Genomic DNA, 14,994 nt, shown 5'->3' on the forward strand with positions numbered 1-14,994 from the left:
CACGGGGCACCGCCGGTCCGGTACGAGTCTCGTCCCCGGGGACGTCCGGCTACAGGGTCGGCGGGCCAGGGCGGCGCAACGGCGTGCCGGATCTTTCTGCCCGCGCGCAAGACAACCCCCTGCCCGTCCGGCCACATCGGGCGGTCGAGTCGGGAAGACGATTGCGCGCGGCCGTGGACGCCGAGCCGGCTCGGCACCGCCGGCCTGCTGACCGCCGCGGCCCTGGCCGCGCGCCTGCACCCCGCGACGGCGGGCCCGGGAGATCGGCGCGGCTGCCGATGAGAGCGGTCACGACGACGAGGGCCCTGCCGGGGCCACCGCGAGTCCCGAGGTGTCCGCCCGGGTCCGGCCTCCGTCCGGCGGTACGCCGAGGGCGGCCGACAGGTCCCGTGCGGCCTGCTCGACGCCACCGGCCGTGACCAGGGCGAACACGAACCGGTCCGGCCGCAGCACCACCAGGTCGGCGCCGTGCCGCCGCAGCCACCCGCCGAGCACCCCGTCGGCGTCCACCACGTCGACCCGGTCCGGCCGGCCGGTCACCGGTGGGCCGGCAGGCGGATCCGGCAGGTCGGCGAGCGGCGTGCCGGACGGGTGGACCGCGACGAACCGCACCGGCAGCCCCGGTCGCCACGCGCCGAGCGGGTCGGCCACGCCGGCGCGGCCGAGCACGGCGAAACCGTCGCCGAGCACCTCGTCGAGCAGACGCTCCCCGGGCGCGCCCGGGACGAGGACCCGCGGCTGGGGGAACATGGTCCCGACCACGCCCTCGCGACGGCCGCCGGCCATCAGGCCCCGCCGGTACGCCGGCACCGGCTTGAACTCGAACCGTTCCACGAACCGCCGTACCCGGGGGATCGTCTGGACCGCCCGCAGCGCGGCGTCGCGCACCCCGGCGGTGAACCGGTTGCGGGCCAGGAAGACGCGTCCCAGCCGGACGCTCGTCCGCGCCATCTCCACGGTGTGCGGACGCCGCTCGGTCTCGTACGTGTCGAGCACGGCGGGGCCGGCGGCGCCGGACAGCACCAGCGACAGCTTCCACGCCAGGTTCGCCGCGTCGCGCAGGCCGCTGCACAGGCCCTGGCCCATGAACGGGGGCATCTGGTGGGCGGCGTCGCCGAGCAGGAACACCCGTCCCTCCCGCCACCGCTGTGCGACGAGGTGGTGGAAGGTGTAGACCACCGCCCGGGTGACGGCGAACCGGTCCGGGTCGACGTACGGCGAGACGAGCGCGGCGATGGTCTCCGGCCGCCGCATCTCGTCCTCGGTCTCGCCCGGGCGCAGCATGAACTCCATCCGGTAGCTGCCGGCCGCCCCGGGGGACACGAAGGCCGGGCGCCGCCAGTCGCAGACGAACGTGGTGTCCGGTACCCGTACCGCGTCGGGCGGCACGTCGCCGGAGACGGCCAGCCACGGCTCGGCGTAGCTCGCCCCGGACAGCGGGATCCGGACGGCGGCGCGGGTGGCGCTGCGGGCGCCGTCGCAGCCGAGCACGTACCGGGCGCGGACTGCCCGCCGCTGCCCGGTGACCACGTCGGACAGCAGCACGGTCACGCCGTCCTCGTCCTGGGTCAGGCCGACCAGCTCGGTGCCGAGCGCGAGCCGGACGTGCGGGAAGCGGTCCAGCCCGGCGCGCAGCGTGTGTTCCAGGCGCGGCTGGTCGAAGAAGCGCAGGGGCGCGTGCCCGTATCCGAAGTCCGTCTCGGACAGCCTCATCCGGGCGAAGACCCGGCCCGCGCCGTTGACGTACTCGACGAGCGGCGGCGCGATCGTCTCGTCGCGTATCTCGTCGAGCAGGCCCGCCTGCTGGTAGATGCGCAACGCCTCGTCGTCGCAGGAGAAGGCCCGCGGCTGGCCGTGCGGCGTGGCGCTGCGCTCCACGACCAGCGTGGTGACGCCGCGGGCGCCGAGCAGGTTGGCGGTGAGCGCGCCCACCGGCCCGCAGCCGATGACGGCGACCTCGACCTCCTGGACCTCCTGGTGAGCCGGCGGCTGAACTGATTCCATCGTGGTGCCCCTTCGGAACGTGGTCCCGGACGGTTCTCCGCCGTCCGGCACCGGTCAGGGCACCAGTCCGCTGTGGAAGTGGTGTGGAGACGGCGTGGAGGCGGGCCTCCACACCGGTCAGAAGGCGGCGAACCGGGGCAGCAGCAGGCCCGCGCCCTGGTCGGCGGCGATCCGTGCGCCGAGGTCCCACTCCGCGCGGTCGCGCCGGGCCGTGCCGCGGATCCGGTGCAGCTCCGCGACGAAGACGCGCTCGCCGACCCGGTCCGCCACCGCCAGGGCCTCCCCGGCCAGCGTCGCCGCGGTCTCCGGACGGCCGGCGGTCAGGTACGCCTCGGCCATCGCGCACAGCGTGATGGTCCGGGTGGACCGCAGTCCGGGCCGGTAGAACTCGTCGGCGGCGGCGCGCATCGCGCCGAGCCGGCCGTGGTCGCCGCCGCGCGCCGCGGCCCACTCCAGGAAGTACGCGCCGGTAGCGGCCATGTGCGGCAGGCCGGTGTCCCGCCCGATGTCCCGGCATCGCCGGCCCGCCGCGTCGGCCGCCGCCACGTCGTGTTCCTGCATCGCCAGCCAGGCCGCGTAGAGCGCCGCGTTGGCGCGGCCGTACGGGTCGTCGAGTTCCTCGGCGAGGGCCTCGGCGGCGGCGATGTCCGCCCACGCGCCGGCCGGGTCGCCGCGCATCGAGCGTACGAGCGCCCGGAAGTTGTGGCAGGCCAGCACCGGACGGCGGCCCACCTCGCGGCGCAGCAGCGCCCGGTCGACGGTGCGCAGCCGCTCGATCCCGGCGGTGAGCCGCCGCTCGCCGTCGGCCTGCCGGCCGGTGAAGTAGCCGACCGCGCCCAGCAGGTACTCCCCGGCGACGGCGATCAGCCCGCTGCCGTCGTCGGGTGCCCGGACGAGCCGCCCGGCGAGGTCGGCGCAGATCGCGAACTCGGCCCGGTTGGCGGCCAGCTCACCGAGTGCCCAGAGCGCGTGGCGGATGTCCGCGTCCGGTCCGACGAGCGTCAGCAGCTCGCGGGCCCGGGCGCAGACCCGGTCGACGGCGTCGCTGCCCACACCCACTGTCATCTGGAGCAGGGACGCGCGGTGCAACTGGACGGTCAGCTCGGTGTGCGCCGCGTCGGGCGACACCCGCGCGGCCGGGGCGAGCCGGAGCGCGGCGCGTTCCAGGTGGCCGAGCGCGTCCTCGTAGGCGACCCGGCGGGTGGCGTCGTCGGCGGCGCGCAGCGACCACCGCAGGTGGTCCTCGCCGTGGCCCAGCCCGATCGCCTCGCCGTAGTGGTGGGCCAGCTCCGCCGGTGCGGTGCCCGCGGTCCGCTCGTACGCGGTGGCCAGCCGGGCGTGCAGCGCGGCCCGGCGCGGCGGGACCAGCTCGGCGTAGGTGACCTCGGCGATCAGCGGATGGCGGAACGCGAGCGCGCCCGGCCCGGTCTCGACCACCAGCGCGGCCTGGTACGCCGGTGCGAGGTCCTCGGCGACCGCCTCGGCCGTACTGTCCAGCGCCGCCGCCAGCACCGCCAGGTCCAGGTCGTGTCCGGCGACGCTGAGCAGGTCGAGGCAGCGCCGGGTGGCAGCGGGCAGCCCGGCCAGCCGCAGCCGTACCGTGTCGCGGATGCTCGGCGGCAGCTCCGCGTCGGCGCCCGCGTCGGTCCGGGACCGCAGCAGCTCGGTGAGGAAGAACGGGTTCCCGCCGGTGCGGGTGACGAGCCGGGTCACCTGCGGCTCCGGCGGCGCCACGCCGGTGCGGTCCCGGACCAGGTCGGCGACCGCCGCGGCGTCCAGCCCGGCGAGCCGGACCTGACCGAAGCCGCGTCCGCGCGCCAGCTCGGCGACGGTCGCCACCAGGGCCGGATCGTCGTCGTACGGCCGCAGCGTGGCGACCACCAGCACCCGGGACACGGGCAGGGCGGTGGCGAGGAACCGCAGCAACAGCAGCGAGTCCGGGTCGGCGGCGTGCAGGTCGTCGAGGACGACGAGCAGCCCGCGCTCCCGGGCCGCCGCGTGCACCAGGTCCGCCACCGCCTCGTACACCTGGAAGCGTGCCGTGGGGTCCAGTCCGCGATCGTCGCCCGGTCCGCTCGGCGTGCCCGTGGCGAACCCGTCCAGCCGGCTCGCCGAGCCGGCGGCGCGGGTGTGCGGCAGCGCCACGAGCGCGCGTACCACCTGGCTCCACAGCCAGAACGGCGGCGCCTGCCCCACGTCGGGACAGCGACCCCAGACCACCGGGACGCCGGCCGCGGCGGCCCGGGTGCCGAGCGCCGCGGCGAGGCTGGTCTTGCCGATGCCGGCTTCCCCCACCAGCGTCAGCACCCGCCCGCCCTGCCCGGTCGCCGCGTCCAGCGCCTCCCGCAGCCGGTCCAGCTCCGCGTCCCGCCCCACGAGCGGCCCGTCGTCCCGCTCCGGGTCCGTCCCGGCGGCCGCCGGGCCGCCGGTGTCCGCGGGGCTGCTCCCGTCCTGCGGTACGGCCTGCTCCAGGATCAGCCGGTGCGCCGCCCGGATCTGCTCCCCCGGGTCGATCCCGTACTCGCCGGCCAGGATCCGGCGGCCCTCGTCGAAGACGGCGAGCGCCTCGGTCTGCCGCCCCGACCGGTACAGCGTCAGCATCAACTGCGCCCGGGCGCCCTCGCGCAGCGGATGCGCCGACACGAACCGGCGCAGCTCCGGCAGCAGTGTCGCGTGCCGGCCCGCGGCGACGGCCGCTGTCAACCGCCCCTCCTCGGCGCTGACCCGCAGCTCGGCCAGCCGGGCCGCCTCCGGACGCACCGCGGCCAGGTCGGCCACGCCGGCCAGCGGCTCACCGCGCCACAACGCCAGCGCCTCGGTGTACGTCCGTTCGGCGGACTCCGGCCGCCCGGCCGCGAGCGCGTCCGCCGCCCGCTCCACCAGGGCGCCGAACCGGACCGCGTCCACCGCGTCGGCGTCCACCCGCAGCTCGTACCCCCGGGGGTGGCTGCGCAGGATGCGCGCCGGCTCGCGGTGGGACCGTTGCGGTTCCACGGCCCGGCGCAGCCCGGCGACGTACGTGCGCAGCGTCGTCTGGGCGCTGGCCGGCGGCCGTCCGTCCCAGAGCGCGTCGACCAGCCAGTCGGCGGCGACGAACCGGTTCGGGCGCAGCAGGAACAGGGCCAGCAGTGCCTGCTGCTTCGGGCCGCCGAGGGGCACCACGCGGCCGTTCCGGACGACCTCCGGCGGACCCAGCACCCGGAACTGCACCGTCACCTCGACGACCGTCTCGTCCGGCGCCGGGTCAGGCCGCCGCCATCTCGCGCAGCTTCAGCACCGAGCGCCAGTTGCGTGTCGTCCCGACCACACCCGTCTTCTTCTCCACGAAGGCGTTGCCGAGCTTGCTGCGCCCGTACCCGTCGGGCACGTGCACGAACACGTCCCGGCCGACGAGCGTCAGCGTCCCGGTCTCGCCGGGCGGGGACGCGAGCGCCGCCTGCTTGTCCGCGCCGGGGTCGCTGCTGAGCATCGTCACCAGCAGCTTCGTCAGATCGGTCTGCGCGTCGACATAGGGATTCGCGGCGATCATCGCATCCAGCTCGGCCAGGCTGCGCAGCAGCACCGGCACGTCCCGGCCCCACCGCCGCGTGATGCCCCGGCCGATCTCGGCCAGGATCGCGGCCTCGTCGGTCTCCGGGCAGCCGAACACCACGTTGCCGCTCTGGATGTAGGTCGCCACCTGGTCGAAGCCGCAGGAGACGAAGACCTCCTTCAGCTCCTTCATCGCCATGGAACTGGCGCCACCGATGTTCACCGCGCGCAGCAGAGCGACGTATCTCGCCATGACTCGGGATGGTAACCGGCCGTGGCGTCACCGTGGTACGTCCGTGACCTCGACGCACCGGCCGGCGGTCGCCTGCGTACGCTGTCCGGGCAGGCCGACGGCGCGAGCCGGCCGCCTCCGCGCCGGTCCCCGGCACCGACATCGAGGTGGGAGATGCCGCAGCTCAACCCCGTCACGACGCAGCGCGTCGAGGCCGCCGTCGTCGCTGTCCTCGCCGTCGTCGTGACCGTCGCGGCCGGATACCCGTGGTGGTCGCTGCTCGCCCTCTTCCTCGTCTTCGACCTGTCCATGCTCGGCTACCTGCGCGGGCCGCGCGTCGGCGCCGTCTGCTACAACCTGGCGCACTCGTACGCGCTGCCGGCGGCGCTCGGCGCGGTGGCCGTGGCGGCGGCCGCGTCCGGCGAGCGGATCGACTGGCTCGGCGTCCTGGCCGTCGCGTGGGTGTTCCACATCGCCGTCGACCGCGCCCTGGGTTACGGCCTCAAGACGGGCGAGGGCTTCGAGCACACCCACCTCGGCCTGATCGGGAAGGCCCGCCGCACCGGATCGGCCACCGACGGACGCTGACCGCTCCGGTCACTGGCGCGGCGGCACGCAGTTCGCGCTCGTCAGGCGCACCGAGTACTCGCGGTCGTCGGACGTGATCCCGGACGGCACGCCGTCGAAGTGGGTCTCCACCTTCTCCCAGCCCCGGCGCTGCTCGTAGTGCAGGTGCGGAGCGCCGGAGTTCCCGGTGCTGCCGACCCGCCCGAGCTGCTCACCCCGGGAGACCCGCTGACCGGCCTGCACCGACGGCGGTTCGAGCAGGTGCAGGTACTGCGTCTCCCACTTGCCACCGTGGTCGATCTTGACCCAGTAGCCGCCGCCGCGCCCGCGCGGCCCGTCCGGATCCTGCGGGGTACGGCCACCCAGCGAGCCGTTGATCCCCGCGACGGTGACGGTGCCGTCGGCGGAGGCGAGCACCGGCCTCCCCCACGCCTCCCCCGAGGTCGGGAAGAGGTCGACGTCGTAGTCGTCGTGCCCCGGATAGGTGGACAGCCGCCACGTCTCGCCGCACGCCACCGGGAGCTGGAAGTCCGGTCGTGGGCCGGGCGGTCGCACCAGCGGCACCACGATCGCCGCGACGGCGGCGAGCGCCCCGAGGACGCCGACGATCAGCAGGACGCGCGGGAGGCGGGAGCCGCGGGGGCGCTCGGTGGTCATCGTTTCGAGCATGACAGGCGGTGTCCGGAGGCGGACACGGGTCTGCCGATCAGCGACGCACTGGCTAGTCTCATGGCGCTCGCCACGACTAGGAACGGCGGAACGGCGTGACGGACCATCAGCACGTGCCGGTGTGGACCCTGGCGACGGAGCCTGGGAAGATCTCGCGGGCGGCGGAGCTTCCCGTGGACCACAAGGGCATGTCACCGGAGCGGCTGGCCGGGCTGCGGCAGGCGCTCGCCGCGTTCCTCGACACGCCGCTCGTCACGGTGGAGGCGTACCCGCTTCCGCCGGCGACGGACGTCCGAGGCGGACGGCTCCTCGACGCCGCGTCGCCGCTCGCGATGGAGCTCCGGCGGCTGCTGAAGACGCCGAACGCCGGGTCCGCGGCGACGGCCGCCGCAGGGTCGACGGAGACGCTGTACCGCATGGTGGTGCCGAGGTCGGTGGCCTCGCAGCTCGGTGACGGTCTCGTCCGGTCCATGCCGTCCAAGGCCGTCGCGGGTGGCATCCATGGCGACATCCTCGGCAAGACGGGCATCGTGCAGAAGGCCACCTTCGTACCGGTGGCGGCCGACGCGTCCCGGCCAGGCGTCACGGGGGCGGTGAGCGGCACCGCGAAGGCGGCGACCACCGCCGGTATCGTCACCGCCGCGGCATCGTTCATCCTGCTCGCCGTGGCGACCGCCGCGAGCGTGTACGCCGAAGAGCAGCGTCGTAAGGCCATGGAGAGGGTCACCGAGCTTCTCGAGGAGCTGACCGCCGAGAACCTCGACGCGGAACGCGACCGCCTCCACGGCGCGACGGCGGCCGTCGAACGGGCGACCGCCCTCCTGCTCGACAAGGGTGAGGCGGGACATTCTCTCGGGCTGGACGCGGCCGTACACACCGTCGACACCGCCATCGCCGCCGCCCGACGCAGGGCGGGCGCATGGCGGGCGAAGGTCGCGGCGTTCTCCTCCGACGGCGTGGAGGTCGCCGACCTCATCAAGGCCTTCCCCGGGATCGACAAGCCCGACGGCGCCTTCCGCGTCGAACTCCGGCTGGCCTCACTGGCCATCGCGACGAAGCGACGGGTCGCGGTGCTGCAAGCCGTCGAGCACGCCCAGAAGTCGCCCGAACTCAGTTTCCGCCGCTTCACCGCGATGCTGCAGGACGAGCAGCGGAGCGTGGACGAACTCCAGGACGAACTGCGCGCGCTCCTCGACGCCCTCGCGGACCTGCGGCTGCGGGCACCCACCAAGAGCTTCACCGATCGCCTGCTGACCCAGGGCGAGGTCAACAACCTGCTCGAATGGCCGGGCCGCCTGCGTCAGCTCGCGGCCGAGGAGACCGTGTCCGTGTCGGATCTGCCCGATGTCGAGATCGGCCTTGTCGAGAAGGAGGACGGGAAGGTCCTGGTGCTGCCCACCCGGGCGTTGCCACGCGATCGGGTCGCTTAGGGCGCGCGAACGCTGACCCCAGGTCCTATCCCCTCAGCCATCGCGCGACGAGTCGGTAATCCGCGTCGGTGAGGCCTCGGCGGGCATCAACGCGGTGCAGCAGCGCCGGCGCGCCGTGGTTCCCTGCCACCCACCTCCGGTCGGCGTCGGTGATCTCGTCGTCCAGCCAGACGAACCGGCGTCCGGCGGCCCACTCGACCAGCCGCCGCGTCTTCCAGTGCAGCCGACCGCCGTCGTCCTCGTCGTCCGGCCAGTCGACGACCGGCAGCGGAGGCAGGCCGAGCCGCGGCGCGAGCACCTCGTTGGCGTCGTGCATCCAGGTCGTGGCCCACACGAGATCGCACGGCAACGCGGCGAGCCGCCGGCCGTGGCCGGCGTCCAGACCCGCCAGCAGTGGGTTGGCGCCGTCCTCCGACGGCCCGGCGGAGCCGCCGAAGGGCAGGAGCGTCCCGTCGACGTCCAGGAACAGCAGCGGACGATCAGCCATCGCCCGCCGCGCCGGAGGGTTCGCCGGTCCGGGCGTCCATCCGGGCCTCAGCCCAGCTCGATGACGGGCCGGGTCAGGATCTCGTCGGCGTATCCGTCGTCGGAGGCGGCCCACCGGCCGAAATCCTCGTCGCGGTACGCGGTCGCCAGGGTGAGCCAGCCCAGGAAGAAGCCGCTGCCGCCGCAGGTGGCACCGCCGCCGTCGCCACCGCACACGACGGTGCGCTCGGTCGTCGCCTCGTGCCGGTAGGGGTCCTGCCCGATCGCCAGGCCCCAGAGGTTGTCCTGCCGGTGCGGGCCGGTCCTGTGGTCGTACGGATAGCCGTCGCCGGGGCAGTCGTCGCCCCAGCGGAACAGTGTCACCGCACCGGCGCCACACGCCCACTCCCACTCGTCCGGAGTGGTCGTGCGCAGGCCGAGGTCAGCCAGCCCGGCCATCGCGTCGTCGTACGAGACCTCGCGGATCGCCCGGGCGCGCACCACCTGCCCGGCCCGGTCGAACGCCACGGTCAGCCCGTCACCCGACCGGAAGGTGCGCACCCCGCCGAACCGGCCCCCGGCCGACGCGACCAGCTCCCGCACGCGGGGGTCGTCCGGTGCCAGCGGAACCTCGCACGGGTCGAAGGCGTCCACCGCGACCAGCATCGCCGGCATGTCGACGTCGCGGGCGGGCGACGTCATCGCGTCGACGAACTCGGTCAGCGACGGGAGGCCGAACTCGGCGGCGCTGTCGGCGTAGTCGGCGGCCTGGTGCGCGGCGGGCCGGAACCGGGCCGCGTCGTAGCCGAGCGCCGGGCGGCCGCCGGGTACGAGCGCGAACCGCATCCCGCCGCGGTCGAACAACGCCGTGCGGTGCGACCGCCCCGCGTACGCCCTGGTCTCCACACCGGCCACTGTCAGCTCGTGCCGGCCGGCGATGTCCTGCGCCAGCCGGTCGGCGGCGCTGTCGGAGAGGTCGTTCCACTGTGCGGAGGTGAGATCGGCGTACGACACCGCGAAAGGATAGCCACGCGCTCCGACAACACCGGATCGACGCCGAGCTGTCCGGCTGCGCGGCAGCGCGCGACCCGTCCACGAAGCGGTCAGGCGTCGTCGACGTCAGTGGTGAGCGCGAGTTCGCGGCCTGCCTCGATGTCGGCGAGCAACGTCGCCACGCGGGCCTTGGCCAGGTCGTAGGAGTCGGAGCCGAGCACCTGGTGCAGCGGGGCCTTGCCGCCCACTGCCACCTCGATGATGGCGGCCGCGGCCTTGACCGGGTCGCCGAGCTGGGTGCCGGGCATGGCCAGGTGCGCCTCGGTCATCTCGCGGATCGCCTCGTAGCCGTCGGTGGTGGTCGCCGGCAGGCCGAGCGACGAGGGGCGCAGGAAGTCGGTACGCGTGTACCCGGGCTCCACGACGGTGACGTTGATGCCGAGGTGCGCGACCTCGGCCGCGAGCGAGTCCGACAGGCCCTCCAGGGCGTACTTCGCCGAGCAGTAGAGGCCCCAGCCGGGGAAGGCGGTCAGCCCCAGGATCGAGGACACGTTGACGATGTGGCCGCTGCGGGCGGCGCGCATGCCGGGCAGGGCCGCGCGGAGCACGTTCCAGACGCCGAAGACCTGCACCTCGAACATCGTCCGGACCTCGGCGTCGCCTGCCTCCTCGACCGCGCCGAGGAAGCCGTAGCCGGCGTTGTTGACCACGACGTCGATCCCGCCGAAACGGTCGGTGGTGGCCCGGACGGCCGCCGTCACCGCCGCCTCGTCGGTCAGGTCGAGTTCGAGGGGAAGCAGCCGCTCGCTGTCGACCGGCCCGAGGGCCGCGACGAGCCGCTCGGTCGAGCGGGTCGTCGCCGCGACGTTGTCGCCCCGCTCCAGCAACTGCGTGACCAGTGCGAGGCCGATGCCGCGGGACGTGCCGGTGACGAACCACGTGGCCGGACCTGCGGTGGGGTAAGGCATGGGAACTCCCGATCTCGGTGTCGTCGGTCCCCGGCCGGGGACGCCACTCCATCGTGGGTACGGGGGAGGTCCGAGAACACCGCCGGACGAGCCCAGCGCTGCCTGGGAACGGCGTACCCACCCAGACGGTGTCGCGGACGGCGTTCGCGGCGGATCATCGAGTCATGGCGGGACACTCAGACCTCGGGCGGTTCCTCCGTCAGTGCCGGGCCGACCTGACTCCGGAGGCGGCCGGCATCGCCGCGACGTCGCAGGGACGCCGGGTCCGCGGACTGCGCCGTGAGGAGGTGGCGATGCTCGCCGGCGTGAGCGTCGACTACTACACGCGCCTCGAACAGGGCCGGCACGCCAGCCCGTCGACAGCTGTCGTCGACGCCCTGGCGCGGGTCTTCCAGCTCGACGCCGCCGCCCGCGCCCACCTCGCCGACCTCGCGCGGCCGGCGAGGCGCGGCAGCCGGCAGATGCCGGCCCAACGGGTACGCCCGGCGATGCACCAACTGCTCGCCTCGATGACCGAACACCCCGCGCTCATCCTCGGCCGCCGTACGGACGTGCTCGCCTCGAACGCCCTCGCCCGCGCGCTCCTCACCGACTGGACACTCCTGCCGCCGAGGCACCGCACCTACATCAGGTGGGTCTTCCTCGACCCGGGCGCCCGCGACGCCTTCCTGGACTGGCCGACGGTGGCCGCCGACGTGGTCGGCACGCTGCGCCTCTACGCCGGGCGCAATCCCGACGATCCGCAGCTCAGCGAGCTGGTCGGCGAGTTGAGCATCAAGAGCCCGGAGTTCCGGACCTGGTGGAACGGCCGTCACGTGCACGAACGCACGCACGGCACGAAGCGGATGAACCATCCGGCGGTCGGGCCGATCACTCTTCACTACGAGGCGCTCGCCCTGCCCGGCGACCCGGACCAGACGCTGTTCGTCTACACCACCGATCCCGGCAGCCCGTCACACGACAACCTGCGCCTGCTGGGTTCGCTGGCCGCCCGGGCCGAGCCGGCCCCCGGCAGAGCCTCGTCCACGCCGCTGTCCGACGCGAGCAGGACCGAGCCGAACCCGTCCTGACGCCGGCCGCGCGTCGATCTCAGGCCGGCGAGGCGTCCGCGGTCCGCGGGACCCCGGCCAGCCGGTCGCGGCAGAAGTCCCGGAACGTCCGGGGCGGCCGGCCGGTGACGTCCGCGACGGTCGTCGTGACCCGGTCCTCCGAGCCCGCGGCGACGGCCGTGTCCAGGCCCGCGAGGAAGCGGGCGTAGTCGGGCGCGAGGCCGTGAGCCTCGTGGTACGCGGTGAGCGCGTCCTCGTCGACCGCGCGGTGCCGGACCGGGCGGCCGAGGAGGTCGGTGAGCGTGGCGGCGACGTCGGCGTAGCTCAGCCGCTCGGGACCGGTGATGACGTGCTCGGTGTCGTGGGGCGCCGGGTCGGTGAGGGCACGCACCGCCACCTCGGCGATGTCGGCCGGATCGACGAAGCCCACGCGGGCGTCGCCGGTGGCGCTGACGATCTCGCCACGGTCCCGGGCGCTCGCGGCGTGCGGATGGTCGCCGACGAAGTTCTCCATGAACCAGGACGGTCGCAGCACCGCCCACTCGGGGATCATCTCGCCGAGCTGGGCCTGCACCTCGCCCAGTCCCGGGGTGCCGGCCTCGATCGCCGACGAGCTGAGCAGGACGGCCCGCCGTACCCGGGCGCGCCGGGCCAGGTCCAGGAACGGCAGCATGGTCGGCGCCGGGTCGGCGTCGCCGAGGGGCGCGATCAGGTAGAGCGCTGTCACACCGTCCAGCGCCGTGTCGTGCGTGCTGCGGTCGTACCAGTCGAAGCGGACGCCCTCGGCGGACGCCCGGCGGCTGGCGACGCGGGCCCGGCGGCCGGCGGCGGCGAGTCTCGCGGCGACGAGCCGGCCCGTCGTTCCCGTGCCTCCGACGACGAGGATCATGCCCGCACCCCCTCGCCGAACAGTTCCCGCACGGCCGGCGGGTTCCAGTAGTCGCGGTAGCGCACGACGTGGCCGGCCACCCGGCTGGGCCGCCCGGCCGGCGCGAACGGGAACTCCATGACGGCGTCGCCGGCGAACAGGGCGATGAAGCCCGGCATGTCCTTGGCGAGCAGACGATCCAGGGCCTGGTGGAACACATCGGTGGCGGTACTCGGCACTGCTGTTCCTTCCTGTCGGCGGGCCGCCGCGGTGATCTACGATAAGCGGACGGCCGGTCCGCTTCACCATAGCGGACCGGCGGTCCGTTTGCGAGAGGGGGCAGGAGTGCGAGCTGACGCAGCGCGGAATCGGGAGGCGGTGCTCGCCGCGGCCGACCGGCTGTTCGAGACGGCGACCGACCCCGACCGGATCTCCATGGACGACGTCGCCGCTGCTGCCGGCGTGGGCAAGGGCACGCTGTTCCGCCACTTCGGCGACCGGCTGGGCCTCATCCGCGCCCTCTACGGCGCCCGCGGCGAACAGCTTCAGGCGTCACTCGCGGCGAGCCTGCCCGGCGACTCGCCGGCGGACCGGGCCGTGCACCTGCTGCGGGAGCTGGTCCGGTTCAAGCGGGCCAACCGGGTCCTCACGCTGGCCCTGGAGAACGCGGGAAGCGGAAGCCCCTATCGCAACGAGTCGTACGAGGAGTGGCACGCGACGCTGACCGCGATCGTGTCCGAGGCCCGGGGCGCCGAGTCGGCGGCGTTCCTCGCGCACGCCTTGCTGGCCGCGGTGCGCAGCGATCTCGTCGAGCATCTTCGCGACTGGCCCGACGAGCGCTGGGATGCCGGGCTCACCGCGCTGACGCGCTCGGTGCTCACCTCCGGGCGGTAGTTCTTCCCGGGGTGGCGGGGGCGTGAGCCGTACCGCGCCCCCGCCCTCACCTGGTCCGCTCGATCACGGCGGTCAGGCGGAGCCCGGCCGTCGACACCGTGCCGCTCCCCCAGAACGACGAGGTCCCCGGGATGTTGGCCAGGGCGTCCAGGCTCGGATCGTTGCCGTCGACCTTCGGCCCGTACGCGACGCTCCATCGCCCGCCGGTGTAGCGCAGCAACAGCGTGCCCGGGTACTCGACGTACGGCGGGATCGGGTTCGTGCCGCTGATCCAGACGTTTCCGTTAGCGTCACCGGCGACCGCGTACACCCAGCCGGCCGGCGCCGGTCCGGCCACCCGCTGCCACGTCCGGCCGTCCCAGTGCAGGATGACCGGCCTGGGGGCGGAGTCGTAGTCCTGGGTGCCGACCGCCCAGGCGTCGGTCGACGAACGGGCCCACACGCCGGTCAGCCGGGCGCTCGGGATCGACGGCAGCGGCGCCACCCGCCACGACCCGCCGACGCGCTGCGCGATCATCGGCTCGGGATAGGGCGCGTCGGCGACGTACCGTTCACCGGCGGCGAACACGCCACCGTCCGCGGTACGCGAGACCGCCCGCAGGACACCGTTGAGTCCCTCCGTCCCCGGCACCGCGACGCGGCCGAACCGACCGGTGTCACCCTCGACGACCAGCGGCCGGCCGCCGTCGTGACCGACGAACACGGCCCGGCCGCCACCGGTCGCGGCCACGTCCAGCAGCTCCGAGGTCCCCGCCGGAGCGGGCCACGGCGCGTGCGCCGTCCAGGTCGCGCCGTCGAAGTGCCCGGCGTAAGACTCACCGAGGCGCCGGACGCCCACCGTCCAGACGTCCCGGGCGCTCGCCGCGTCCACCTTGTACAGCACGTGCGCCTGGTGCGGCAGCCGCCGCTCCGTCCACGCCCGCCCGTTCCACCGCAGCAGGGCGTACGGCTGGTCGATCGAGTACCCCGTGTAGGTGGACGCCTGGTAGCCGACGGACCAGGCGTTGCCCGGGCCGGTGGCGGCCACGTCGGTCAGCCGGCTCTCGTGGATCAGCACGGGAACCGTCGCCGTCCACGTCGAAGGAGTCGCGGCGGCGACCGGCGCGGCCGGCGGGAGCAGCGCGCCCGCCACCAGAGTGGAGGCTGTCGCCACCGACAGCCCGTACCGTAGCGGTGATCCCATGATGCCCCTCTTCCCCGATCGGTGGCCGGACCTCAGCATCGCGCTCCGCGACGCTGCGTGTGCGCCCGGGCGCGGTCTCGTAAGAGAGTGGTAAGAACGGCTCCTCCGAGGGGGAAGCGACTGTGGTCGCGACGGCGTCGC

The 14,994-nt window shown here is 74.4% G+C and carries 14 protein-coding genes; 4 read left to right on the top strand and 10 right to left on the bottom strand.

Features of this window, described 5'->3' with window-relative positions:
* Positions 1 to 288: 288 nt before the first annotated feature.
* From mhpA to CLT75_RS11450, 3 genes are all read right to left on the bottom strand, one after another.
* On the bottom strand, positions 289 to 2,004 hold the full coding sequence (gene mhpA / locus CLT75_RS11440) for a bifunctional 3-(3-hydroxy-phenyl)propionate/3-hydroxycinnamic acid hydroxylase MhpA (protein WP_135240784.1): 1,716 nt from the start codon (positions 2,002 to 2,004) through the stop codon (positions 289 to 291).
* 117 nt (positions 2,005 to 2,121) lie between these two features.
* On the bottom strand, positions 2,122 to 5,220 hold the full coding sequence (locus CLT75_RS11445) for an ATP-binding protein (RefSeq protein ID WP_486485134.1): 3,099 nt from the start codon (positions 5,218 to 5,220) through the stop codon (positions 2,122 to 2,124).
* A 28-nt stretch (positions 5,221 to 5,248) separates the two neighbouring features.
* Positions 5,249 to 5,788: a DUF1697 domain-containing protein gene (locus tag CLT75_RS11450; protein WP_135240785.1), complete on the bottom strand. Its 540-nt coding sequence runs from the start codon at positions 5,786 to 5,788 to the stop codon at positions 5,249 to 5,251.
* Between the two features lie 21 nt (positions 5,789 to 5,809).
* On the opposite strand from CLT75_RS11450, the gene CLT75_RS11455 reads away from it, so the two are divergent.
* A complete protein-coding gene (locus tag CLT75_RS11455) occupies positions 5,810 to 6,355 on the top strand; it encodes a DUF4260 domain-containing protein (RefSeq protein ID WP_486485135.1) in 546 nt (181 codons plus the stop codon).
* Positions 6,356 to 6,364: 9 nt separating this feature from the next.
* Here the strand turns inward: CLT75_RS11455 and CLT75_RS11460 are convergent, their stop codons facing one another.
* Complete coding sequence (locus CLT75_RS11460; protein ID WP_135240786.1) at positions 6,365 to 6,991, bottom strand: M23 family metallopeptidase; 627 nt, start codon at positions 6,989 to 6,991, stop codon at positions 6,365 to 6,367.
* 269 nt (positions 6,992 to 7,260) lie between these two features.
* On the opposite strand from CLT75_RS11460, the gene CLT75_RS11465 reads away from it, so the two are divergent.
* The gene (locus tag CLT75_RS11465; RefSeq protein ID WP_486485136.1) at positions 7,261 to 8,433 is read left to right on the top strand and encodes a hypothetical protein; all 1,173 of its coding nucleotides are present in this window, start codon (positions 7,261 to 7,263) and stop codon (positions 8,431 to 8,433) included.
* Between the two features lie 25 nt (positions 8,434 to 8,458).
* On the opposite strand, the gene CLT75_RS11470 is transcribed toward CLT75_RS11465, so the two are convergent.
* From CLT75_RS11470 to CLT75_RS11480, 3 genes are all read right to left on the bottom strand, one after another.
* Positions 8,459 to 8,920: an HAD domain-containing protein gene (locus tag CLT75_RS11470; RefSeq protein WP_135240788.1), complete on the bottom strand. Its 462-nt coding sequence runs from the start codon at positions 8,918 to 8,920 to the stop codon at positions 8,459 to 8,461.
* Positions 8,921 to 8,967: 47 nt separating this feature from the next.
* Positions 8,968 to 9,912, bottom strand: coding sequence for a hypothetical protein (locus CLT75_RS11475; RefSeq protein ID WP_135240789.1), 945 nt, complete (start codon positions 9,910 to 9,912; stop codon positions 8,968 to 8,970).
* An 89-nt stretch (positions 9,913 to 10,001) separates the two neighbouring features.
* Positions 10,002 to 10,859 carry an SDR family NAD(P)-dependent oxidoreductase gene (locus CLT75_RS11480; RefSeq protein ID WP_135240790.1) on the bottom strand — a complete coding sequence of 286 codons (858 nt, stop codon included), beginning with the start codon at positions 10,857 to 10,859 and terminating at the stop codon, positions 10,002 to 10,004.
* Positions 10,860 to 11,023: 164 nt separating this feature from the next.
* Here CLT75_RS11480 and CLT75_RS11485 point away from each other — a divergent pair, with 164 nt between their 5' ends.
* Positions 11,024 to 11,929: an MmyB family transcriptional regulator gene (locus CLT75_RS11485; protein WP_135240791.1), complete on the top strand. Its 906-nt coding sequence runs from the start codon at positions 11,024 to 11,026 to the stop codon at positions 11,927 to 11,929.
* Positions 11,930 to 11,948: 19 nt separating this feature from the next.
* On the opposite strand, the gene CLT75_RS11490 is transcribed toward CLT75_RS11485, so the two are convergent.
* Positions 11,949 to 12,797, bottom strand: coding sequence for a Rossmann-fold NAD(P)-binding domain-containing protein (locus tag CLT75_RS11490; RefSeq protein ID WP_135240792.1), 849 nt, complete (start codon positions 12,795 to 12,797; stop codon positions 11,949 to 11,951).
* Positions 12,794 to 13,015 carry a nuclear transport factor 2 family protein gene (locus CLT75_RS11495; RefSeq protein WP_135240793.1) on the bottom strand — a complete coding sequence of 74 codons (222 nt, stop codon included), beginning with the start codon at positions 13,013 to 13,015 and terminating at the stop codon, positions 12,794 to 12,796. Before CLT75_RS11495 ends, CLT75_RS11490 begins: the two co-directional genes overlap by 4 nt.
* Before the next feature lie 106 nt (positions 13,016 to 13,121).
* Between CLT75_RS11495 and CLT75_RS11500 the strand changes: the two genes are divergently transcribed.
* Positions 13,122 to 13,670 carry a TetR/AcrR family transcriptional regulator gene (locus tag CLT75_RS11500; protein ID WP_135240794.1) on the top strand — a complete coding sequence of 183 codons (549 nt, stop codon included), beginning with the start codon at positions 13,122 to 13,124 and terminating at the stop codon, positions 13,668 to 13,670.
* A gap of 46 nt (positions 13,671 to 13,716) precedes the next feature.
* Here CLT75_RS11500 and CLT75_RS11505 read toward each other — a convergent pair whose 3' ends face one another.
* Positions 13,717 to 14,853: a hypothetical protein gene (locus CLT75_RS11505; RefSeq protein WP_135240795.1), complete on the bottom strand. Its 1,137-nt coding sequence runs from the start codon at positions 14,851 to 14,853 to the stop codon at positions 13,717 to 13,719.
* Positions 14,854 to 14,994 lie beyond the last annotated feature (141 nt).

The organism is Micromonospora sp. CNZ285 (assembly GCF_004637285.1).

Bases quoted from the DNA above. Each gene is read 5' to 3' on its own strand.
- CLT75_RS11490 (WP_135240792.1), bottom strand. From the start codon at position 12,797: ATGATCCTCGTCGTCGGAGGCACGGGAACGACGGGCCGGCTCGTCGCC.
- CLT75_RS11485 (WP_135240791.1), top strand. From the start codon at position 11,024: ATGGCGGGACACTCAGACCTCGGGCGGTTCCTCCGTCAGTGCCGGGCC.
- CLT75_RS11460 (WP_135240786.1), bottom strand. From the start codon at position 6,991: ATGACCACCGAGCGCCCCCGCGGCTCCCGCCTCCCGCGCGTCCTGCTG.
- CLT75_RS11470 (WP_135240788.1), bottom strand. From the start codon at position 8,920: ATGGCTGATCGTCCGCTGCTGTTCCTGGACGTCGACGGGACGCTCCTG.
- CLT75_RS11505 (WP_135240795.1), bottom strand. From the start codon at position 14,853: ATGGGATCACCGCTACGGTACGGGCTGTCGGTGGCGACAGCCTCCACT.
- CLT75_RS11480 (WP_135240790.1), bottom strand. From the start codon at position 10,859: ATGCCTTACCCCACCGCAGGTCCGGCCACGTGGTTCGTCACCGGCACG.
- mhpA (WP_135240784.1), bottom strand. From the start codon at position 2,004: ATGGAATCAGTTCAGCCGCCGGCTCACCAGGAGGTCCAGGAGGTCGAG.
- CLT75_RS11450 (WP_135240785.1), bottom strand. From the start codon at position 5,788: ATGGCGAGATACGTCGCTCTGCTGCGCGCGGTGAACATCGGTGGCGCC.